Source organism: Streptomyces sp. NPDC087263, assembly GCF_044744645.1.
Classification (GTDB): domain Bacteria; phylum Actinomycetota; class Actinomycetes; order Streptomycetales; family Streptomycetaceae; genus Streptomyces.
On record NZ_JBIUYT010000013.1, the window covers coordinates 164,489 to 185,076 of the forward strand.

The 20,588-nt window shown below is 67.5% G+C and carries 18 protein-coding genes; 5 read left to right on the forward strand and 13 right to left on the reverse strand.

Annotation, left to right across the window (positions count from 1 at the left end):
• Positions 1-271: 271 nt before the first annotated feature.
• A complete protein-coding gene (locus ACIPC1_RS34815) occupies positions 272-2,365 on the forward strand; it encodes an acyltransferase family protein (protein ID WP_402524475.1) in 2,094 nt (697 codons plus the stop codon).
• A gap of 116 nt (positions 2,366-2,481) precedes the next feature.
• On the opposite strand, the gene ACIPC1_RS34820 is transcribed toward ACIPC1_RS34815, so the two are convergent.
• Entirely contained in the window at positions 2,482-2,685 is a 204-nt protein-coding gene (locus ACIPC1_RS34820; RefSeq protein WP_037627265.1) for a cold-shock protein, read from the reverse strand.
• Between the two features lie 357 nt (positions 2,686-3,042).
• On the opposite strand from ACIPC1_RS34820, the gene ACIPC1_RS34825 reads away from it, so the two are divergent.
• Both ACIPC1_RS34825 and ACIPC1_RS34830 read left to right on the forward strand, forming a co-directional pair.
• The gene (locus ACIPC1_RS34825) at positions 3,043-3,891 is read left to right on the forward strand and encodes a menaquinone biosynthetic enzyme MqnA/MqnD family protein (RefSeq protein WP_402524477.1); all 849 of its coding nucleotides are present in this window, start codon (positions 3,043-3,045) and stop codon (positions 3,889-3,891) included.
• A 65-nt stretch (positions 3,892-3,956) separates the two neighbouring features.
• Entirely contained in the window at positions 3,957-5,807 is a 1,851-nt protein-coding gene (locus tag ACIPC1_RS34830; RefSeq protein WP_402524727.1) for a protein kinase, read from the forward strand.
• Between the two features lie 56 nt (positions 5,808-5,863).
• Here the strand turns inward: ACIPC1_RS34830 and ACIPC1_RS34835 are convergent, their stop codons facing one another.
• Positions 5,864-10,423, reverse strand: a complete 4,560-nt coding sequence (locus tag ACIPC1_RS34835) for an FtsK/SpoIIIE domain-containing protein (RefSeq protein ID WP_402524479.1) — start codon at positions 10,421-10,423, stop codon at positions 5,864-5,866.
• A 246-nt stretch (positions 10,424-10,669) separates the two neighbouring features.
• Here ACIPC1_RS34835 and ACIPC1_RS34840 point away from each other — a divergent pair, with 246 nt between their 5' ends.
• Positions 10,670-10,975, forward strand: a complete 306-nt coding sequence (locus tag ACIPC1_RS34840; RefSeq protein WP_210881912.1) for a WXG100 family type VII secretion target — start codon at positions 10,670-10,672, stop codon at positions 10,973-10,975.
• A 221-nt stretch (positions 10,976-11,196) separates the two neighbouring features.
• A complete protein-coding gene (locus ACIPC1_RS34845) occupies positions 11,197-11,748 on the forward strand; it encodes a hypothetical protein (protein WP_402524482.1) in 552 nt (183 codons plus the stop codon).
• Here ACIPC1_RS34845 and ACIPC1_RS34850 read toward each other — a convergent pair.
• The 11 genes from ACIPC1_RS34850 to ACIPC1_RS34900 form a co-directional block, all read right to left on the reverse strand.
• Positions 11,731-12,330, reverse strand: coding sequence for a hypothetical protein (locus ACIPC1_RS34850; protein WP_402524484.1), 600 nt, complete (start codon positions 12,328-12,330; stop codon positions 11,731-11,733). The genes ACIPC1_RS34845 and ACIPC1_RS34850 overlap by 18 nt on opposite strands.
• Before the next feature lie 6 nt (positions 12,331-12,336).
• A complete protein-coding gene (locus ACIPC1_RS34855; RefSeq protein ID WP_402524486.1) occupies positions 12,337-13,722 on the reverse strand; it encodes a putative T7SS-secreted protein in 1,386 nt (461 codons plus the stop codon).
• Positions 13,719-14,021: a hypothetical protein gene (locus tag ACIPC1_RS34860; protein ID WP_402524489.1), complete on the reverse strand. Its 303-nt coding sequence runs from the start codon at positions 14,019-14,021 to the stop codon at positions 13,719-13,721. The genes ACIPC1_RS34855 and ACIPC1_RS34860 overlap by 4 nt, the downstream gene beginning before the upstream one ends.
• Entirely contained in the window at positions 14,018-14,644 is a 627-nt protein-coding gene (locus tag ACIPC1_RS34865; protein ID WP_402524491.1) for a hypothetical protein, read from the reverse strand. Before ACIPC1_RS34865 ends, ACIPC1_RS34860 begins: the two co-directional genes overlap by 4 nt.
• Positions 14,645-15,004: 360 nt before the next feature.
• Positions 15,005-15,379, reverse strand: a complete 375-nt coding sequence (locus ACIPC1_RS34870; protein WP_402524492.1) for a hypothetical protein — start codon at positions 15,377-15,379, stop codon at positions 15,005-15,007.
• Positions 15,376-16,122 (reverse strand): hypothetical protein, encoded by a 747-nt coding sequence (locus ACIPC1_RS34875; protein ID WP_402524494.1) that lies wholly within the window; start codon positions 16,120-16,122, stop codon positions 15,376-15,378. The genes ACIPC1_RS34870 and ACIPC1_RS34875 overlap by 4 nt, the downstream gene beginning before the upstream one ends.
• 52 nt (positions 16,123-16,174) lie before the next feature.
• Positions 16,175-17,089, reverse strand: a complete 915-nt coding sequence (locus ACIPC1_RS34880) for a hypothetical protein (protein WP_402524496.1) — start codon at positions 17,087-17,089, stop codon at positions 16,175-16,177.
• A gap of 71 nt (positions 17,090-17,160) precedes the next feature.
• Positions 17,161-18,432, reverse strand: coding sequence for an enoyl-CoA hydratase/isomerase family protein (locus tag ACIPC1_RS34885; protein WP_402524499.1), 1,272 nt, complete (start codon positions 18,430-18,432; stop codon positions 17,161-17,163).
• 1 nt (position 18,433) lies between these two features.
• The gene (locus tag ACIPC1_RS34890) at positions 18,434-18,736 is read right to left on the reverse strand and encodes a hypothetical protein (protein WP_402524501.1); all 303 of its coding nucleotides are present in this window, start codon (positions 18,734-18,736) and stop codon (positions 18,434-18,436) included.
• 60 nt (positions 18,737-18,796) lie between these two features.
• Positions 18,797-19,849, reverse strand: coding sequence for a hypothetical protein (locus ACIPC1_RS34895; protein WP_402524504.1), 1,053 nt, complete (start codon positions 19,847-19,849; stop codon positions 18,797-18,799).
• Positions 19,837-20,511 carry a hypothetical protein gene (locus ACIPC1_RS34900; RefSeq protein ID WP_402524506.1) on the reverse strand — a complete coding sequence of 225 codons (675 nt, stop codon included), beginning with the start codon at positions 20,509-20,511 and terminating at the stop codon, positions 19,837-19,839. The genes ACIPC1_RS34895 and ACIPC1_RS34900 overlap by 13 nt, the downstream gene beginning before the upstream one ends.
• Positions 20,512-20,588: the final 77 nt, after the last annotated feature.

The following is a 20,588-nucleotide window of genomic DNA, read 5'->3' on the forward strand; positions in this document are numbered from 1 at the left end:
GCTGCCACTCCACGGCGGAGCTCTCAGCCGTCTCACTGGCTGTGCACTGCCCTCGCAACGTTCTCGCAACGCTCGCGCATCGGTCTCGCGCCGGCCTGGTACCGCGAAGACATCCGCTGTTCGCTTTCCGGTTCACAACCATGCTTGTGCGCGACGTGTCTCAGCCATTGACTCGTCCGGCACGACGCCGAGCCGATTGCGTTCGGCTCCCCGGGGGACCCGGGCACGGCCGCCTCGTGCATCTCTCGACAAACAAGACAAGGGGATCACTTTGTCCGGCAGCCCGTCGCGCGACGGAATCGGTGGAAGTCCTTCGCCGAGACTCGACATACAAGGGCTTCGCGCCCTGGCCGTCTCGTTGGTTGTTCTCTCCCACGCGGGGGTGACCCAACTCAGCGGCGGATATGTCGGCGTTGACGTGTTCTTCGTAATCTCCGGCTTCCTGATCACCTCGCTGCTGCTGCGCGAGCTGTCCAACACCGGCCGGGTCTCGATCCGGAAGTTCTACGCCCGCCGCGCGCTGCGCCTGCTGCCCGCGTCGACCCTGGTGGTGGTCACCACGCTGGCCGGGGCCTGGCTCTTCCTGTCGAAGATCCGCCTGGCCGAGTACACGAGCGACGCGCTGAGCAGCGCCTTCTACGCGGTGAACTTCCGGCTCGCCATCTCCGGTACCGACTATCTGCAGCAGGGCAGCCCGCCCTCACCGTTCCAGCACTTCTGGTCGCTGGCCGTGGAGGAGCAGTTCTACCTGGTGTGGCCGCTGCTCCTCGTCATCAGTTGGAAACTGGCGAAGCGGCGACGCGCGCTGCTGGCGGTGCCCCTGGTCGCGCTCTGCCTGGTCTCGTTCTGGCTGAGCCTGACCGTGACGGAAAGCTCGGCGTCCTGGGCGTACTTCGGTTCACACACCCGCGTCTGGGAGCTCGGCGTCGGTGCCCTGCTGGCCATGTGGGCCACGACACCGATGCCGGCGCGAATACCCACCTGGCTCTCGGCGCCGTTGACCTGGACAGGCCTGGCCGCCATCGTGCTGGCCGCCCTCCGCTTCAACGACAACACTCCGTTCCCCGGATATCACGCGCTCGTGCCGGTCCTCGGCACCGCCTTCGTCCTCGCCGGTGGATTCTCGCCCGCCCGGTTCGACGCACGGCTGCTGCTCGCGAGGAAGCCCGTGGTGTGGCTGGGCGGGATGTCGTACGGCTGGTATCTGTGGCACTGGCCGATCCTGGTCATCGGCCCGACGGCGCTGGGCAGGCCCGAGAGCGTCTGGCTCGCCCTGGTGCTGTCCGCGGGGGCCCTGCTGCTGGCGATGGCGACGCTCCGGCTGGTCGAGAACCCGGTGCGGTTCCACACGTCGTTCCGCGGACGGCCGAACCGGGCCCTTGTGCTCGGTGTCGGCCTCTCGGCGATAGTCGTCCTGTCCTCGCAGGCCGTGGCGGCCCTTCCGACGCAGATCAGCACCGGGGGGTCCGCACCCGCACTGGCGGTGTCCCTCGCGGACGCCCCCGACCCGCAGCTCAGCCTGGCGGCACTGCTGGAAAGCTCCGGCTCGAAACTGCCGGACAACCTCTCACCTCCGGTCACCGGGGTGAAGGACCTCAGGTCTGCGGTCTACAAGGACGGGTGCCACGTCAACTACACGGAAATGGTGCCGCGGGAGTGCGTCTACGGTGACACCTCCTCGGACCGGACGGTCGTCCTCGTGGGTGACTCCCACGCCGCCCAGTGGTTCCCGGCCCTGGACCGGCTTGCCCTTCAGCACCACTTGAAGCTGGTCTCCATGACCAAAGCGTCCTGCAAGATGGCCGAGGTCACCATCGTCCGTGAGGGTGCGGGGTATTTGTCCTGTGACATCTGGCGGCACAAGGCGATCATTGCCATCAAGCACTACGATCCCGCACTGGTCATCGTCTCGTCCTCGGAGGAGGGTGACGCACTCAAGAAGCGGGGCGACGGCGACAGCCTCAAGCAGTGGACCGACGGGTTCCGGGCCACCCTTGAGGACATCCAGGACACCGGCGCCCAGGTGGCCACCATCCTTGACACCCCCTGGCCGAAGAGCGACGCCGTCGACTGTGCGGCCCAACATCCGCTGAAGCTCGAAGCCTGTGCGAATTACCTGCCGGTGGCGATCCACGACCAGATCCGGCGCGACGCGCTCAAGGACGCCGCGAAGTCGGTCGACGTTCCGGTCATCGACCCGGAGCCGTGGCTGTGCACCGCCGAGGGCTACTGCCCGGTGGTCGTCGGGAACACCATCGTCTACCGCGACGACAGCCACATGGCCGAGACCTTCTCGGAGTCCCTGGCGCCCGTTCTGGGCGAGCGGCTGACCGAGCTCTTCGGCAAGGATCTGACCGGCCGGTAGGCGACGCCGTCGACGCGTACGTACAAAGGCAGGAGCCCCGCGACAGGCTGTCGCGGGGCTCCTTGGGTATTGCTATCCGATCCTGTTCAAAGCACTGGGCTCATGGAGCCGCAGGCTTAGAGCGGGGTGACGTTCTCCGCCTGCGGGCCCTTCGGACCCTGCGTCACGTCGAAGGAGACCGACTGGTTCTCCTCGAGTGAACGGAAACCGTTGGCGTTGATCGCGGAGTAGTGGACGAAGACGTCCGGTCCTCCGCCTTCCTGGGCGATGAAACCAAAGCCCTTTTCGGCGTTGAACCACTTCACGGTTCCGGTAGCCATAAGCCCTCCTTGGGCCCAAAGGGTTGCCCTGCTCCAGAACCTGCAAGGTGTAAACATCTGCGTGTAAACAACTGCATTCATCTGAAAACGACGAGAGCCCGCGGTCACATGCTCCGCAGGCTCTGTACTGCAAGGGAAACCAAACTGCAACTTGCGGCGAGCTTAGCCACCCGGGCAGCTGAAAGCAATAGAGGGCAAGATCACGTCACCCAGAGGTTTGACCAGCGAAGGGTCGGGGTTGACGTCGCAGTGGACCAAGATCTGTCACAGGGGTTGACACAAGGGGTCCGGATGGTTTCCGAAGCCACTCAGGGACCCGAAGCCTGCACCGTACCCCACTGGGGCTAGCCTCGCGATGTGGACAATTCTCGCAACCGGCCGCGCGTCGGCCACATCCAGTTCCTGAACTGCCTGCCCCTCTACTGGGGGCTAGCGAGAACAGGCACGCTCCTCGACTTCGAGCTCACCAAGGACACCCCTGAGAAGCTCAGCGAGAAGCTGGTGCAGGGTGACCTCGACATCGGGCCCATCACGCTCGTCGAGTTCCTCAAGCACGCCGACGAGCTGGTCGCCTTCCCCGACATCGCGGTCGGTTGCGACGGCCCGGTGATGTCCTGCGTGATCGTCTCGCAGGTCCCCCTGGATCGGCTGGACGGCGCCCGCGTCGCCCTCGGCTCGACCTCTCGTACGTCGGTCCGCCTCGCCCAGCTCCTGCTGGCCGAGCAGGTCGGCGTCGAGCCGTCGTACTACACCTGCCCGCCCGACCTCTCGCTGATGATGCAGGAGGCCGACGCCGCCGTACTCATCGGGGACGCGGCGCTGCGCGCCAATCTGACCGAGGGCCCGAAACTCGGCCTGGAGGTGCACGACCTCGGCGCGATGTGGAAGGAGTGGACAGGCCTGCCGTTCGTCTTCGCCGTCTGGGCGGCCCGCCGCGACTACCTGCAGCGCGAGCCCGCCGTCACCCGCAAGGTCCACGAGGCGTTCCTGGCGTCCAGGGACCTATCCCTGGACGAGGTCGGCAAGGTCGCTGAGCAGGCGGCCCGCTGGGAGGCCTTCGACGAGAAGGTCCTGGAGCGGTACTTCACGACCCTCGACTTCCGCTTCGGCGGCCCGCAGCTGGCGGCCGTACGGGAGTTCGCCCGCCGGGTCGGCTCGACCACCGGATTCCCGTCGGACGTGAACGTCCGGCTGCTGGGGTCCTGAGGCTCCGGGGGCTCACGGCACTACTCTGCTAGCAGTAGTGCGTACGGGGGAGAGGGATGAGCGCCATGCAGCCGCTCGGAGTCGACGAACCGACGGTCGTCGGGCCCTACCGGCTGCTCGGCCGGCTGGGGGCCGGCGGCATGGGCCGCGTGTATCTGGGCCGCAGCGCGGGCGGCCGTACGGTCGCGGTCAAGATCGTGCACCCGCACTTCGCGCTCGACGAGGAGTTCCGCGCCCGTTTCCGCCGCGAGGTCGAGGCCGCGCGCCGGGTGGGCGGCGCATGGACTGCTCCCGTCCTGGACGCGGACCCGGAGGCGCCGGTGCCGTGGGTCGCGACGGGCTACGCGGCAGGCCCGTCCCTCGCGGCCGCCATCGCCGACAGCGGCCCGCTTCCGCTCCATTCCGTACGGGTCCTGGGCGCCGGCCTCGCCGAAGCGCTCTCGGCGGTCCACGCGCTGGGCCTCGTCCACCGTGACGTCAAGCCGTCGAACGTTCTGCTGACCCTCGACGGCCCGCTGCTCATCGACTTCGGCATCGCGCGCGCCACGGACGGCACGGCGTCACTGACCTCGACCGGCGTCTCGGTCGGTTCCCCCGGCTACATGTCTCCCGAGCAGATCCTCGGCAAGGCGGTCACGGGCGCGGCGGACGTCTTCTCGCTGGGCGCGGTGCTGGTGTACGCGGCGACCGGTGAGCCGCCGTTCCCCGGCGACTCCTCCGCGTCCCTCCTCTACAAGGTGGTCCACGAGGAACCCCGACTCGGCTCCCTGGAAGGCGAGTTGCGTGACCTGACGGCCCAGTGCCTGGCGAAGGACCCGGACGAGCGGCCGGCTCCGGGGGACCTGTCCCGGCGCCTCGCCCCGGAGGGAACGGCCCGGCTGGTGACCGCGGGGTGGCTGCCGGGGCCGATGGTGGAACAGGTCAGCCGCAGCGCGGTGCGGCTGCTGAACCTCGACACGGTGGAGACGGAGTGGGCGCCGGCTTCGGGGCCGGTGGAGTTCAGCAGTCCTTCGGTGGGGACGAGTGGTCCTTCAGTCGGGACGAGTGGTCCTTCAGTGGGGAGTAACAGTCCGTCGGTGGGGTTCGGTGAACCTTCGGCGGGGGTCGGCAGCCCTTCGGTGGCAGGGGAGTTCGGGCCGCCGCCGGTCATGACGCCGGCCGGCCCCATGTACGTACCGGATCAAAGCGGGGCCCACTCGTCCCGTGGCCGCGAGACCTACCCGCCGGACGGCCGCGAGATCTCCCCGCCGGACGGCCGTAAGGTCCCCGTCCCGGATCAACGCGAGCCGCGCGACGCGACGCCACCGCCCGCCGACCGCCCCGGCAAGGTCTCCGTCAGTGTGGCCGCCGTCTCCGCGACCGGTGTGGACGGCCGTGGCCGCAGGCTGAGTTGCACGGTCGCTCTGGCGGTCGCGGGAGCGCTGGCGGCGGTGACCGTGGGCTCGGCGTTCCTCTTCGACCTGCTGCCGGGCGGGGACAGATCGACCGATTCGGGCGCTTCGAGCGACACCCCGGCGAGCCCCCGCCCCTCCACCACGACGAGCGCGTCCGCCCCCGGCGACCAGTCGGTCCCCGCCTCCTACCTCGGCACCTGGGAGGGCGACGGCCTGGCGCTCAGTGGCGCCCTGCCCATGGGCACCTTCCGCGTCAGCGTCCATCAGGCCGCGGTGGGCGAGGAGTTGGGCACCTTCCGCCAGACCGACCAGATCGGCGGCATCTGTGACGACGTACTCATCCTGAAACAGGTGACGTCCAAGCAACTCGTCGTCACGAGCATCGCCAAGGAGTCCAACCGCGATGTGTGCACGACCGGCGAGCACGAGGTACGCCTGACTCCCGTCGGGGACGACCTCAAGTACGAGACGGACAACCCGAAGGCGGGGGATCCGGTGGCTCGGATGTCCAAGGTCGAGTAGCGCCTCGGCGTTGTTGGGCGGACCGGCCCGTCGGCCCGTCCGCCCAACTCCCCGCGTCACATCGGGACGGTGACCGTGACCGGTTCCCCGTTGCCCAGGTGCAGGAGCCCCTTGCCCGGTGTCACCGGGCCGCCGACCATGCTGCGGGTCGTACGGATGCCGATCAGTTCGCCGGCGGAGGAGTCCTGCGGGGAGAGCAGGATGCCGCGGCGGCCCTTCTTCGCCTCGACCTGCCAGCCGGAGAAGCCGCCGCACACCTCCTCCTCGTCACCGCCGATGACCAGGGCGAGGCCGCGTTCGCTGCCGCGCTGGACCAGACGCTTGAACTCGCGTTCGGCGTCGCAGTCCTCCAGGACCTCACCGTCGTCGACGATGAACACGATGGGCTCCTCGGGCGAGGCCGACTCGACCGCCTCGTTGAAGTCGTCACTCTCGATGTCGTCGTCCGTGAAGATCTTCAACACGCCGTCCTGGCCCGCGAGTTCACGCAGGGGCGAGGGGCGCGGGGCGGCGATGACCAGGCGAACTCCCTGGAGGAGGTAGGAGCGTGCCAGGTTCAGCAGGGTCGTACTGCGTCCCGACTTCGCCGGACCCGCCACCACGAAGGTCGGCACGCCCTGTGAGAGGTCGGGGCCGAAGGCCATGATGTCGTCGCCGCCGATACCGGCCAGACCCCACAGCTTGGAAGCGGACGTCTGAGGGTCGCGCATCTCCCAGGCCTCCGCGAAGGCGATGCGGCTCGGCAGCACGTCGACCCGGAACGGGCGCCGCGTGCGGGGCAGTTGAGCGTCGCGCGTGGCCGCCGTCTCGCCGATCGCCGCCAGTGCGGCGGCCTGTCCCTGGCCCGTCAGGTCCTGGGACAGCAGCGCGAACTGCGTCTCGGTCGCCGTCTCGTTCTTGAAGCCACGCCCCGGAGGGATCTCCTCGGGCACCTTGCGTGCGTTGATGCCGAGCATCGTGAAGTCCGACCGGTCGGCGAGCCGGAGGCCGTACTTCTCCTCGGTCAGCGACGCCATCCGGCCCAGCAGGACCTGGCGGTCACCCGTGACGACCAGGTGGATGCCGACGCTCGCGCCTTCGCGCATCATCGTCTGCAACTCGTCCGTCAGCTCACCGTGGTTGTACTCACCGAGGGTCGGCAGCCAGCCCTCCCAACGGTCGAGCAGCACGACGAGATGCGGAAGGCGCTCGTTCTCGGCCGAGCTGGCTCGCTGCTCGCCGATGTCGGCGAAACCCTTCTCCGACAGCAGGTCCTGACGTTGCGTCAACTCGCTCTTCAGGCGGGTGATCAGGCGTACCGCCCGTTCCGTCTGGTTACGTGCGACCACGGCCCCGCAGTGCGGCAGCCGCGTCAGCGCGTTCAGCGCGCCGTTGCCGCAGTCGATGCCGTACAGATGCACGTCGGCCGAGGAGTGGGTCCGGGCGATCGAACCCGCGATGGTCCGCAGGATCTGCGAGCGGCCGCTGCGGGGCGCACCGCCGACCAGCAGATGCCCGAACGAGGCGAAGTCGATGACGACCGGGCGCCTCGCCTGGTCGGCGGGCAGGTCCTCGACACCGTAGGGAGCCGGGGGCAGTTTGCCCGGGCCCAGCTGGGTGGTCGCCACCTCGACCTCGTCGAGCAGCAGTGTCTCGGAGAGCGCGGGCAGCCACGGACTGTGCTGGGCGGGGATGCCGAGCGCCTGGTTGGCCTCCCGCACCGCGTCGACCAGGACCTTGAGGTCCGTGATCTCCTCCTCCTCACGCGCCTCGGCCTTCGGCTTCACCAGCGCGGCCCGGCCCAGGTCCGCCCAGCCGAGCGGTCCCGCCCACGGGGCGAGCAGCTGCGGGTCGGCAGCGCCGGGACGGCGACCGCCGACCCGGCCCGACTGGAACGGCACGAGCGAGGCGTGCCCGAGGCGGACGTACGCGCGCCCCGGCGTGCTCTTGGAGATGTGTCCGGCCTCGGGGGAGTCGATGACGTCGCTGGACTCACCGCCGTCCGTCACGCGCAGCGCGATGCGGAGGTTGGTGTTGGCGCGGATCTCGGGGGAGATCACACCGCTCGGCCGCTGGGTGGCAAGGAGCAGGTGGATGCCCAGCGAGCGGCCTCGCTGGGCGATGTTGACCAGACCGGCCACGAAGTCGGGCAGGTCACGCACCATGGAGGCGAACTCGTCGATGACGATGAGGAGTCGGGGCACACGCGCGAGTGAGGGGTCGCGGCGCACGAGGTCCTGGTAGTCCTCGATGTCCTTGGCGTCCGCGGCGGCGAGGATGTGCTCGCGGCGCTTCAGCTCGGCGCCCAGGGACTCCAGCGCCCGCTCCACGAGGTGTGCGTCGAGGTCGGTGACCATGCCCACGGTGTGCGGCAGCTTCACACAGTCCTTGAACGCCGCGCCGCCCTTGTAGTCGACCAGAACGAAGGTCATGTTCTCGGGGGTGTTGGCGACGGCCAGCGCGGCCACGATCGTCTGCAACAGCTCCGACTTACCGGAACCGGTCGTACCGGCGATCAGGCCGTGCGGCCCGTCCCGCCGGATGTCGATGCCGAACGGGCCGTCGTACGACTCACCGACGACGGCCATCGTCGACTGCCCGCCCATGCGCCAGCGGGCGGCGATCGCGTCCCGTGTCGGCGGTTCCAGCTGCAGTACGTCGAGGAGCCGGCTGGAGCCGGGCAGCGCCGAGTCCTCGGTCTCGCCGCTGATGTCACGCAGCGGGGACAGCGACCGTGACAGGCGCGCGCACCAGGCGGGGGAGACGAAGTCCGGCCGTACGTTCTTCACGCGGGCCGTGCCCGTCTGCTCGACGCGCAGCCGCAGTTCGTGCACCTGCTGCGCGCCGGACCGGGAGTCGTCGGCTTCGGCGGCATGCCAGGCGTGGAAAGAGGGGAAGCCGCCCGCCGGGGCCGCGGCGGCCGGGTGGTGGGTGGTGACGCCCGCGGCGGCGTGCTCCTGCGGCTTCGGCTCGGCGATCACGATGGCCTGGCACTCGCCGGGCAGGAACCGCTCCTCGGCGTCCAGGCAGATCGCGTACATGGATACGGCGGGACCCTCCCGCAGCAGTCGTACGACACCGGGCATCGACCGCAGCCTGCGCGAACCGTCCCAGACGACCACGATGTCGGGGTCGCTGAACGCAGCCTGGCGGCCGCTCTCCTTGGCCGCCTTCTGGCGGGCGTCCAGCAGTTGGGTCAGCTCGCCGATGCGGGCGCCGACGGTCTCGGCGTCGGTGCCGATCAGGACATTGGTGTCCTGGGCGCCGGACGGCCTGGAGTGCGGCAGCCAGCGGACCCAGTCCCAGCTGTCCTGAGCGGCGTTCTCGGTGAGCACGTAGAACTGGACGTCCATGGGGCTGTGCAGTGCCGCGCACTGGGCCACCGCCCAACGCCCCAGCGCCTGCGGCGAATCGCCCGGCCCCGCGATGCCGATCACGCCGCGTTCGGCCAGCGGCAGCGCCACCGGTGCGTCCTCGATCTGCCAGGTGACCTCGCGCTTGTGGTCGTCCTGCTCGGGGTCGTCGAGCACGACCTCGGAGGCCAACTGCCCGGTCCCCACGCGCAGCAGCAGATGATCGGCGTCGGTGCGCCGCCGCTCCCACAGTCGGGTGCGGGGTCCGGTGCCCAGACCGAGCACGGTGGCCGGATCCGGCACGGCCTGCCGACGGTCGAGCCGCTCGGCGACGAGCGCGTCCTGGGCGTCCTTCTCGATCCGTTCCTTGTGCTCCTTGTACTCCTTGAGCTGCTTCGCATGGGACTTGCGCCCGTGCTTCTTGTCCATGAAGTAGTTGCCGAAGAGGATCAGCGGACTCAGCAGAGCCATGATCAGGTAGTACCAGCGCCCGAAGATCATCACGGATACGACAGCACCGACGAGCGGGGTCAGGGCCATCAGCCAGGGCAGCGGCCGTGCCTCGAAGTCGCGGGGCGGTGCGGGCAGCTTGAACCTGGTCTGGCGCTCGGGCGGCCGGAGCCGGGGCGGCCGGTTGTAGTCGAGCCCGGCGCCGTCCTCGGACCATTTGAGCGCGGCGTTCGGAGGCGAGTACCGGTCGAGTCCCAGGAGGCTGTTGCCGACGGCGATCTGGCTGCCGAGTGGCCACTCGGCGCCGTCGATCTGCTCCCCGTCGAGCGTGACGCCCTCCTTGTCCCCGTGTACGGCGACCTGGCAGGTCCCGTCGGTTGCAACCGACAAGGTGAGGGCTCGCTGCGGAAGTTCGGGGTCGTCGATCCGCAGGGCGGAAGCGGCGCCGCTCCCGATGTCGTAGCGCCCGATGCCGAGCCGGTGGACGGCGCCGGCGGCGGGACCACCGGCCACCCGCAGCTCGACGAGGCCGGTGGGCTCTCCCGGCAGACAGCCGGCCGGATCGTGCAGGCTGACGATGGCGCCCTCGCGCAGCGGCGAGGTCCCGATCGTGGCCGACGGATCGACGGGATACCCGTCGACGTAGGTGACAGGCGCTCCGCCGCCGGAGGCGTGATGCTGCCCGATGGGGATGATCTGCGCACCGCCGCTGTACCCCACATGAGTGGCCAGCTCCTTGGCGATGTCCCCCACGGTGGACTCGGGGTCCGCGTCGAGCACGACGTCGGCGTCGGCGCCGCCGAGCGGATCGACAACGGTCAGAGTCAGGCGCACGATCGTCCTCCCCAGGAACCCCCGACACCGCTTCGGAACGCGGGCCACAGTGCCCACGACGATAGCCTCTTGCCCCTTCCCGCAGGCAACGGCATGTGTGCTGGTTCCCTGGAGGCTGTTGAGAGATCTGGGGTGTGCTCCTGCAAGCGGTCTGAGTAGGCTGCAGACTCAGCGGACGATCGCATCATCCGCAACGGGAGCCACGGGGGTTGGCCCTGCGGCAAGTCGAGCTACGGAGGACGCCACATGGCCGGCGGCAAAGACGCAGATATCACTTATGACGAAATGCACAAGGCGGCGACCAAGCTGACCGACGCCAAGGACAAGATCGACGAGAAGCTCGACGCCCTGGAGCGCTACATCCAGGGTCTCGTCAAGGACGGCTACACCACCCGCAAGGGTTCGCAGGCCTTCGAGGACTCCTTCACCGAGTTCAAGAAGGGCGCCAAGGACACGATCGACGGCCTCACGGGCATGTCCAAGTTCCTGACCAGCGCGGCCAAGGCCTACCAGGACCTGGACGACGAGCTGGCGAAGGGCGTCAAGGGCTGAGTCCGCCCTCGGCACGCAGACATTCCGGTGCGGTGGGGTGCGTCCAAGCCTCATCGCACCGGTCTGTGCCGGGTGAATTGGTGGAATGGCTGGTTCGGTGGATTCGGCGGATTCACGTTGAGTGAAGAAGTGATACCGCGCCCGCATGTTCCCCTCCGGGTATCTGCCCCCGCCCGAACGGCCAGTTATCCTCTACCGACCTCGTGAGAATGGGAGAGCCCATGTCTGTTGGATCAGGGCCCGGGGCGGCCCGGGCGCAGAGTCCTGGGCGCTCGCTCGCGGGGAACGTTGCCTTCGGTGCCGGACTGCTGCTCGTTCTGGCGACCATCACGCTCGGAGGTTATGCGGGCGTTGCCCTGACTCTCGGCCTGGCGGACGACTCGTTCCTGTCGTCGGCGGTCCCCGGCGACGGGCGCAATGCGGTGGTCGTCGGAGGCATCGGCGCGGGCGGCCTGGCAGGACTGTTGTTGCCGCTGCTCCTGTTCGCGGCGGTCCGGGGGACTGATGCAAGGCCCAGGATCGGCCCCGGCGAAGCCCTGCTCAAGATGCTTGGCGTACTTGTCATCGGCGTCTATCTCCTGGTCGTCTCCCTGCTTGCCGCACAGCTCGGCTGGATTCTTCCCACGGGGCTCGTCACTCTGCTGAGCGTCTTCGTCGTCGGCTTCAGCTGGGTGCCGCTGGCGCTCATCCCGTGGGATCGGCTCGGACTGGGGGGTGTGGGAGGGCTGCTCGGCACCTCTCCCGGCCAGGGCGGTTCAGACAAGTCGGACTGAAGCCGCCAGCTCGTCGGCAACCTTCCCCAGTTCCTCACCGAGACCCAGTGCCCCCCAGAGGAGTCGGCACTCCAAGGCGGTGGGGTGCGCCCGGGGGAGGACATAGTGAGCCACGCCCTCCCGTACCGAGCCGCTGTGGGCGTCGGGGTCCGTGGGTTCCAGGCGATGTACCCGCAGCGCGGCGCCCAGCGGTAGCTCGACTTCCGTAATGCCAGGGGGCCGGAAATACGGGCCCTCGGCGCGCTCGGCCTCGGTGCGCAGCACATCCAGGCGCAGCGACTCAGGCCGTACGGTCAGCTCGCGTACGGAGTAGAACGCGACGACGCCGCTGTCCTGAGGCGTGAGGAGAGCCGCGCAGAGCGCTTTCTGCCGTGCGGCGGCGGCCCAGTACCAGAGCACATCCTCGGCGAACGCCTCGCGCCACTCGGCGGGTGCGCCCATCGTGAGGTGTTCGTCGGCCGCGGATCGCGCCCATGTGTCCGGCTGCTGGGACGCGAGGTCGAGAACGAGCCAGTTGTGCGGGGCGGGCAGCGTGACCCGGCACTGGTGCCAGTCCGCGGCCGCGCGGTCTGCGCTGTGCATGAGCGGCTACCTTTCGGCCAGTGAGGCATCGGGGCCGGTCACATCGATGTCGTTGCTGCCGAAGAGCCCGACGAAGCTCGTGGTGTCCGAGGCCGCCCCGGTACCGGTCGCCCCGAGAGCCCATGAGTTGTACTGGAAGGCCTGCTTGAAAGCATCAGGCGTTCCGATGAAGTTCAGATCCGCGGGTTTGATGTTCTTGATGCGCGCCAGTTCGTCGACCATCCCGGGGCCCACGTACATGCTGCCGAGGCCGCGCAAACCACCGGCGTTCCACGCCCCGCGGACCGCGGAGAGATTGTCGCCGACCTTGAACAGGTCACCCCAATTGCTCCGGATCGTGCCGAGGTCTTCGGCGAAGGCACGAGGCAGGCCCTTGAAGGCGGCGCCCAGAGTGACATTGGGCAGCGCGGTTGAGGCCGCTCCGCCCCGCGCACCCACCATTTCCACCACAAGCGCGCGTCGTGCCGCCGAGCCGAGAGCAGGATTCCAACCGCGTACGTACTGGGCCGCAGCGGTCCAGACGCGGCTGCGGCCGACTGTGGCGGCGAGCTTGGATCCGGCGGAGAAGACGCGGCCGATACCGAAGGTGGCGAGTCCGAGAACGTCCAGGGCGACGTCTCCCCAGGACCCGTCGCCGTTGATGGCGAGAAGCAGGTGACAGACGAGCGAAATGGCGGTGGCGATCAGCGCGATGGTGCCCAGTACACCGGCGATCGCCTGCCCGATGATGGGGATCCAGCCGACCAGAAGCGCCACCAGCCCGCACACCGCCGCCACGGCGCCCGCGATGTCGGCGACGATCGTCAGGGTGTCGCGCAGCTCGTCCAGCCACGAGTCGTTGAGGTCATCGCTCTCGGTGATCTCATGGATGCGCTTCGCGGCCGCGTCACCTGCCTTGCTGTGACGGTTCTTGAGCGGGGTGAGCTGCCCCCGCAGACCGTCCAGGTCGCCCTGAAGGTCTGTCACCTTGGTGTCGAGCGTCTTCTGGCCTTTTTTGTCGGTCTTTTCGGGCGGGTTGTCGGCCTGGGACTTCGCGGTGGAGAGATCACCGCTCTTCGTCTCCGCCTGCCCCAGAAGCCGATCCGCTTCGTCCTGAACCTTTTCGAGCTCGGTGTAGTACTCCTTGAGTGCGGAGCCGGCCTCTTCGTAGCGGCCGTGCGCCTTGCTCACGGTCTTCGCGGTGTCTTCGGCCTTCTCGGCGAATTCGCGGCCCGCTTTGGAGTCCCAGCTCTTCTGGTCTCCCAGGCGGCGCAGTGCGGCGGCGGTGTCCGAGATGGTCTTCGCCGTGGCGGTGAAGCGCTTGGAGAGCGCCTTGAGGTCGTACACGTCGCCGGGTACCGGGTCTTCGCTCTCGCCCAACACTTCCCAGCGCTGATCGGCCGGGCGGGTCACTTCTTCTTGTCCTTGCCGACGAGGGCGTTGTAGAGCTGAGTGTCGATCTCGGTGTACGCCTCGCCGGCTGTCTTGGCCACCTCGCCCAGGCCCTTGATCTCCTCGATCATCTTCTCGCGGTTGTCGTTCCATCCGTCGGAGAAGTCCTGAAGCCGTTCCTGCAGCAGGTTGTGCCCGACCGTTCGCCGGTCGAAGGTGTCCATGAGCTTGTCGAGGCCCTCGAACTCCGTGGCCACGGTCCGAAGGCCCGTGCCGGCCGCGTGCAGATCGTCGGTGGATACCCTGAGTCGCTCGCTCATCCCTGTTGCCCCCGTGATTCCTGAGTCCGATTCCGCCAGCGCAGGGTACCGGCGACCGCGTCGAAGAGCTCCGCCATCGCGTCCGCGATCGGTTCCAGAGGGGTGCTGAACGTCAGCATCAGTACCTCGTCCCGATCGGGTACCGGCACGAAGTACTCCACGATCGTGTCCTCGAACTCCGTACCCATCCGCCTGGCTTCCCGGGTTCGCTCGCTTCGTCGCCGACGCGCTGCCCGTCCGGCGGCAGGCAAACGCACCGGAGCCACCTCACCCTTGCCTGCCAGCGCGGCGACAGCGTCAAGACTGTCGAATCGCTGGTGGAGGCGGGAAATCAGCAGAGAGGCGGACAGCGGGATCCCGGCTGCCTCCAGAAACGACAGATAGAGCACCACACCACCCCCGTCGGCCCCCTTCTCGGCGGCGCCCAGAAGCTGCTCCTCTGCCTTGCGGCGGAGCACCGGCTGATCGTCCACACCCGCGAACTGCCGTTTGATCAGAGCGTTTACGGACGCCTCTCGGTGCTCCGGGGGCTGAAGCGGAATGCGATACCAGTCCTCGGGGGTGATCAGGCCGAAGACGTTCTCGGCTTCGGTCGTCCGGTCGGGCGGCGTGGTCTGCTGCATGCTTGTGGCTCTCGGTTGCGACGGGCCCCTGAGGGGGTGACCGCTTGCCCTCCCGTGGGACAAGCGCGGTGTCACGGGCACGGACGCTACCTGTGATGCGTCTGGTTCCGCTACGGCGAGTCTTGCTGGGCGAGATGTATGAGCTCGGCTATTGCCGTTCCGTCGGGATCTCCTCCGACAGCTGGTCCACACCGCGGGCGACGATCCGCCGTACGGCCTCGTCCGTGCCATCCAGCAGGGGGATCATGTCCCAGCCAGGCGGGGGGGACGAGCCGGTATCCGACTGGAACCCGGGACGTGCAGGGGTTCGGGCTCCGAGCCGGGCCCGGCCCCGGAGTCGCATGTACGTCGTCGGAAAGGTCAGGCACTGCGCAACCTCTCTGCGATCGAAGAGCCGGCCACCATCAACGGGGTGACGAAGGCGCCGGAGACAGCAGGCCAGAAGCCGGTCACGACCGCCGGCAGGACGAGGAGGCAGGAGACGGCGAGGGCGTGGGTGAGGCCTGCCGGCCGACGACTGTGCCATGGGTACCGCGTGAAGATCCACAGCACGCCGAGAATGCCCGCGGACACCACCGCCCGCTCCGTCCAGACCCAGACCGGGACGAGGGAATGCGGGGTCACGATGGCCAGCAGGAAGTACACGACGATGAACACCTGCGGAGCGATGACGCACAGGCGTGCCGCCGCCACGACTCCACCGCCGAGACGGGTCACCACCGCGGATTCGGTCACCCGGCGTCGATCGTGTTGCCGTCCGTATCCGCGGTCGGATCGGTGAAGGACACGGTTTGGAGAATGCCTACGGTCATGTCGCAGAACTCGGCCCAGTAGCCCATGGACGCCGTGTGAAGTGTGAAGACCGCGGTGAACGGGCCGGTAGGGAAGGGGACATAGACCTGGATCTGCCCTGTGAGGAGATCGATTTGCTCGCCGTTCTCCGTCATCTCTGGCATCTCTGGCTTGACCTTGTACTCGCGCAGCGTGACGCAGGACACCGCGGGTCCGCACGGCAGGTCGAGCCAGCGGGCGTCGTTGTACGGGTCGCTGGAGAGGATCGCGAGGATGCCCTGGGCCACCACGTCGGTGTCGTCGTCGTCCTGGTCGGTCGGGACAGCCGCCACGGTGAAGGCGCACTGGGCGACACCTTGGGAACCTTTGTGCCCGACCACGCTCTCGCCTTCCGCTTCTCCTTCCTCCGCCGTGGAGAACAGTCCCATCGCCGAGTACGAAACCCCGGTGTCCGCCACGAGCTCGGCTATCGCTGCGTAGTACGGGGCGGCGGGCTCCCAGACGTTCTCATCGCCGCGGGAGTAGAGCTCCCGTACGAAGGACTGAGAGCGCTCGGCGCGTTCTTCGGGGGTGGCGGCGAGGGGGAGGGCGAAGAAGCCGTCGGGGACGTTGAACGAGAGGGGTGGGGGGTCTCCAGCGGTGGGAGTAGGCGGAAGCACGCTCGTGGCATCGGCGGGGGGCGTCATGGAGGTGGGCCGTTCTGGTCAGGCTCAGAGGCAGCGTGGGCAGAGTCCGAGGTCAGAAGTCGTCCGGGTGCTGGGCCGTGAGTTCGACCTCTGCGCCATCTGAGTCCATGATTATTTCTAGCTCGGAGGCGCCGGAGAACGAGTCGAACTTGCTCGGCGGCAGAACCTCGACCCTGTAGTGACCGCAGGGACGACGAGTGATTACGGGAGGTCCGGCGTCCGGAGCCTCAGCCCGAGCTGTCGCGAGGAAGCTGTCGACTGTGTTCCGCTGTGCTGGTGTGAGCGATCCCAGAGGCACGAGGTCGAGAGGATGAACCAGGTGTCGAGTGAATTCTGTCCTGGAGAAGGTCCTCAGCCTGCACCAGGAGTCGTCAGTGAAGACGACCTTTACGTCCCTATCGTGACGGAAGTTCCTTGGCTCTACCCTGCTGATCGTGGACCGTGCGGTCTCCCATAGGACCTCGTCCTCGATGACAATCCTGTCCTTTTTGTGAAAAGGCAGCCCCACGATGACCAGACGGCGGTCAGTGACGATCGCATGCGTGCGGTAGCGCTCTTCGGAGGAGCGTCCTGGGTCCAGTTGCCACGGCAGGGTGCGGGCAATGCTGCCAGGCGCTGCCCACATGACGGGGAAATCGTCGATCTCGTTGGCGCGGTCGTCAGAACTCCCTGAGCCGGATTTGGAACTCGAGGGGCCGCTGCCTCCGCCGCCTGTGAGGGCCGCCATGACCGCGACACCCAGAGTAATTGCCGCGCCCTTGACGGTGTTCCGCACCAGCGCGTCGCCCGTCGAACGGGCCGTGTACACCGGTCCTTCGGGCCAGCCCGGGAGCTCGCTCTGGATGTCGTTGCGTTCGGTATCGCGGAACCATCGCATGCCTCTGACACGCATGACCTCACCCGTCGCAAAGGCGACGGGAGTGCGGGCGAGGAGCGCCTCGCCCGGTTCGGGCTGCCAGATGTTCATATCCGTCTTTCTGCGTGGTGGCCTGGGGCCGTTGGCCTGTGCGCTCCACTCTGTCACTTTGCGCGGGACGCTCAGTTGCCCGAGGCTGACTTTGCGAACTGGTCGCCAGGGAAGAGTGCCTCTCCCACGTGCTCGTGGATGCTCGGGATTTTGGGGAGGATCTTGAATCCGGCGTCCAATGCGATGCCTGCTCCCAGGGGATTGATATTCACCCCCGGAATGAGGTTGGCTCCCTTGGAACCGAGCCATTGGCCCGCGTGGTAGCCCTGGTTGGCGATGCCTCCCATGCGCGACATCGCGCCACTGGTGGCATGCGCGACCTCGTACACATTCTTGGCTGTGCCGCCGAGTACCACCTTGCCGGGCAGCAGCGGTAGCCCGCCCGTGACCTTCGTCGCAGCTTCGCCGAAGGACATCAGCATGCGAGCGTCGCCGAGCCTGGTGGCCTTGAATCCGTTGCCGAGCGCCGAGGCTTTGGCCAGCGCTGGGGCCTTGCCGACCACCTTGATCCCCTTGCTGAATGCCCCGATCCCAGGGAGCAGTCCCACAGCGTCCAATCCAATCTGCATCCAACTCACATCGGCCCCCGCTGCCTTGGCCACTCCGTGCGCCACCAGCGCTAGCCCAGTGGTGATGAGCGCGGCCGCACCGAAGATCGCCGCGAGAGGCGGGAACGGAAGCGTGATGATGGCCAGCAGGGCCAGAATCGCGGTCAGGTCGCTCAGCAGGTCACCGATCAACTTGATCATGTCGGCGTGGTCCTTGATCCACTGGCCGGTGGCGTCCCACGCGTCCGCGACGCCCTTGGTGAGCTTGTCCCAGAAGCCGGGCTCGTCCGGGGCGATGTCGCCGGCCTTGTCGAGCTCCTTGCTGATCCTCCCGGCGGCTTGCTTGTATCGCTCCTCAAGGTCGTGGACCTTGCCGGTGACCTCGTCCACCGCACCGGAGGCCTTGCCGAGTTCCTCGCTGCCTTTTCCCTCGGCCTTCTGCTCGGCCGCTTCCTTGGCTTCGAGCTTCTCCCCGGCGGACTGTTCGAGCCGGTTGGCCTCGTCCTGGAAGTCGTGCAGTTCGTTGGCCCACTGGTGCAGGGCGCGTGAGGCCTTGTTGAAGGAGTCGTGGCTCTTGCTGATGAGGGGGGTGACGTCCCTCCCGATGTAGTCGGTGAAGGCGACCGCGGTCTGGCCTTTCCACGCCCCGGCCTCGATCCGTTCCAGCTCCTTCAGGGCCGTCCCCAACTCGGTGGCCAGGCCGCCGAGTTTTTTGGCGAGTTCCCGGGTGTCTTCCACGTCGCCGGGGGTGGGGTCCCAACCTATGTGCGGGAAGGCGGGGCGCTTGCCGGCCACGTCACTTGCCCTTCTTCTTCGGGGCCTTGAGTGATTCGGCGAGGTCCAGGTCAAGTTGGCTGAAGGATTCGCCGATCTTGTTGATCATCTTGACGGCGCCCTGGGTGTGCTTGCCGAGCTGCTTGATGCCGTAGCCCCACTCGTCGGCGAAGTCCTGTACGTCCTCAACGAGTTGGCTCTGGCCGACGGCCGAGGCATCCGTGCCGCGGAGGGTGCGGCGGGTTGCGTCCATGCGGTCGCTGATAGTGGAGAAGGTCTTCTTCAGATCTTCGAAGATGGTGTCTTCGAGGCGCAGGTCACTCATGTGGTGTCCGGGTTCCTGAGGGGGCGATGGCGGCTTGGAGCTCGGGATGGTGGCTACTGGTCAACGGTTGACGGACTGGACTTCCTGGACGGTGACTTCCTGGTCATTGCCGAAGGTGCCGTCGGGGAGGTCTCCGCCCGCGCCGCCGGTTCCTGTCCAGGTGATGTCCCAGGTGATGGTTGCCCGGAGCTTGTACGTTCCGTCGCCGGAGGAGCGGAGGTAGGTGATGCCGCAGGGTGGGGTCTCGTCCGCTTTGCCCTTGGCATAGGGCTCGCCGATGGACTCGTCGTCGTTGATCCGGCATTCGCCGGAGCCCGGGAACGTGGTGGCGTCGCCGGTGCCGGGCTCAAGTTTGAGGGCGACGGGAGTGGCGGTGGTGGTCGCCTGGATGTTCAGCCCGGGTGTGTTGAGCGAGGCGGTGACTGAGACAGGCTGGAACTCGCCCTTCTCCAGCCACGCCCAAGTGGGGAGATTGACCTTGGTGATGCCTGCGGGTGACAGAGTCACCTCTGTGCCGGGCACCTTGATCTGCTCGTAGGCGAGGCCGGCGAGGATTTCTGGTGTGATGGCGTTCTCGACGTCGGGAGTGTCGCCGTCTTCAACCCAGAACGGCAACTTCGAGTTGCATGCTGTCCGCTGCAGAATGGGCGCATTCGGATTCTCGACGGCGCCCCACCACATGCCCTCGTCCTGCTTGTCGAGGTTGTAGTTCTTGTACTCGCCATCCTTGTACATCTGGCGAAATTCGTACGAGGCACTCCGTGCGTGAGCCGGCTGGTTGGCGTCACCGGAGATCTCTTTGTACCCGGCCTCTGTTTCCTTGGCGAACTGCTCCGCCGTCCACTGGGGGGCGTACCAGCAGGCCGGCGGTGTCCAGTCGCTGCCGCTGACCGTGACGGAGCCGACTGAGGATCCGGAGCCGTTCTTGGAGGTGTCGTACGAGATCGCGGTCGCCTTGGCGTAGAGATCATCGCCGTCGAGGCCGGTGTCGGTCTCCGTGTCTGTTGAACTCTTGTCCGTCGGACCGCCCGCGAAGGCGTTCTGCGCGGATGCCAGGAGCACCGCAGCCAACAGGCCGACGACAACGACTCCTCGTCGCTTCAGGCCTTGCACTGCGTCGCCTCCTTCTGCACCTGAACGGCCTCGGCTGTCCACAGTCCCTCGGCGTCCTTGGAGGTAGTCATGACGATTTCGAAGAAGTAGTAGTCCTTGTCACTCGGTTCGGTCTTGAGGACCTTCCCGGACTTGACTTCCTTGCCGTAGAACTTCGAGTCGTCATCGCAGAAGGAGACGGAAGCGCGCTCCCCTCCGCTCGCCATGTCAACCTTGCCCCGGGTGTAACTCTGGGTTCCGGTGACAGTCCATCCCCCGTCGATGTACTGCTGGATCTGCTTCTTGGCGTACGCCTGTGCGGTGCCCCGCGGGTCCGAGTAGAACTTGTACGCCGCATCCTCCGCGTCCTGTTGAACGACGCCGTAGTTGATTGCCCGGACGAAGTTCTCGGCGTCGTTGAGGGCGGCAGCCTCTTTGGGCTCCGCTGGCTCGGTGCGGTCGAAGACCATGGTGAAGTCCGAAGGGAAAGTCATCTTCGGACGATCGATAGCGTCCGCCCCTGCCGAGGCACTCGGGGAAGCCGACGTCCCCGTCTCGCTGGTGTCGGCCCCCGCGATCTTGTCGTTGTCCTTCGAGCTGTCGTCCCCGCTGCCGCACGCGGTCAGCAGCAGGGCTGCGGTCGCGGCGAGCGCGGCAGCAACGGGCAAAGAGCGGCGCTTCACAGTGGACTCCCCGTGAGACAGATGTTCAGTCAAGAGCAATGACCGTATCCATGTGGCAATCGGTTTCGCCACAGTGA

Coding starts and splice junctions, on each gene's coding strand:
- ACIPC1_RS34820 (WP_037627265.1), bottom strand. CDS start 2,685: ATGGCTACCGGAACCGTGAAGTGGTTCAACGCCGAAAAGGGCTTTGGT.
- ACIPC1_RS34830 (WP_402524727.1), top strand. CDS start 3,957: ATGCAGCCGCTCGGAGTCGACGAACCGACGGTCGTCGGGCCCTACCGG.
- ACIPC1_RS34840 (WP_210881912.1), top strand. CDS start 10,670: ATGGCCGGCGGCAAAGACGCAGATATCACTTATGACGAAATGCACAAG.
- ACIPC1_RS34845 (WP_402524482.1), top strand. CDS start 11,197: ATGTCTGTTGGATCAGGGCCCGGGGCGGCCCGGGCGCAGAGTCCTGGG.
- ACIPC1_RS34850 (WP_402524484.1), bottom strand. CDS start 12,330: ATGCACAGCGCAGACCGCGCGGCCGCGGACTGGCACCAGTGCCGGGTC.
- ACIPC1_RS34860 (WP_402524489.1), bottom strand. CDS start 14,021: ATGAGCGAGCGACTCAGGGTATCCACCGACGATCTGCACGCGGCCGGC.
- ACIPC1_RS34865 (WP_402524491.1), bottom strand. CDS start 14,644: ATGCAGCAGACCACGCCGCCCGACCGGACGACCGAAGCCGAGAACGTC.
- ACIPC1_RS34875 (WP_402524494.1), bottom strand. CDS start 16,122: ATGACGCCCCCCGCCGATGCCACGAGCGTGCTTCCGCCTACTCCCACC.
- ACIPC1_RS34880 (WP_402524496.1), bottom strand. CDS start 17,089: ATGAACATCTGGCAGCCCGAACCGGGCGAGGCGCTCCTCGCCCGCACT.
- ACIPC1_RS34890 (WP_402524501.1), bottom strand. CDS start 18,736: ATGAGTGACCTGCGCCTCGAAGACACCATCTTCGAAGATCTGAAGAAG.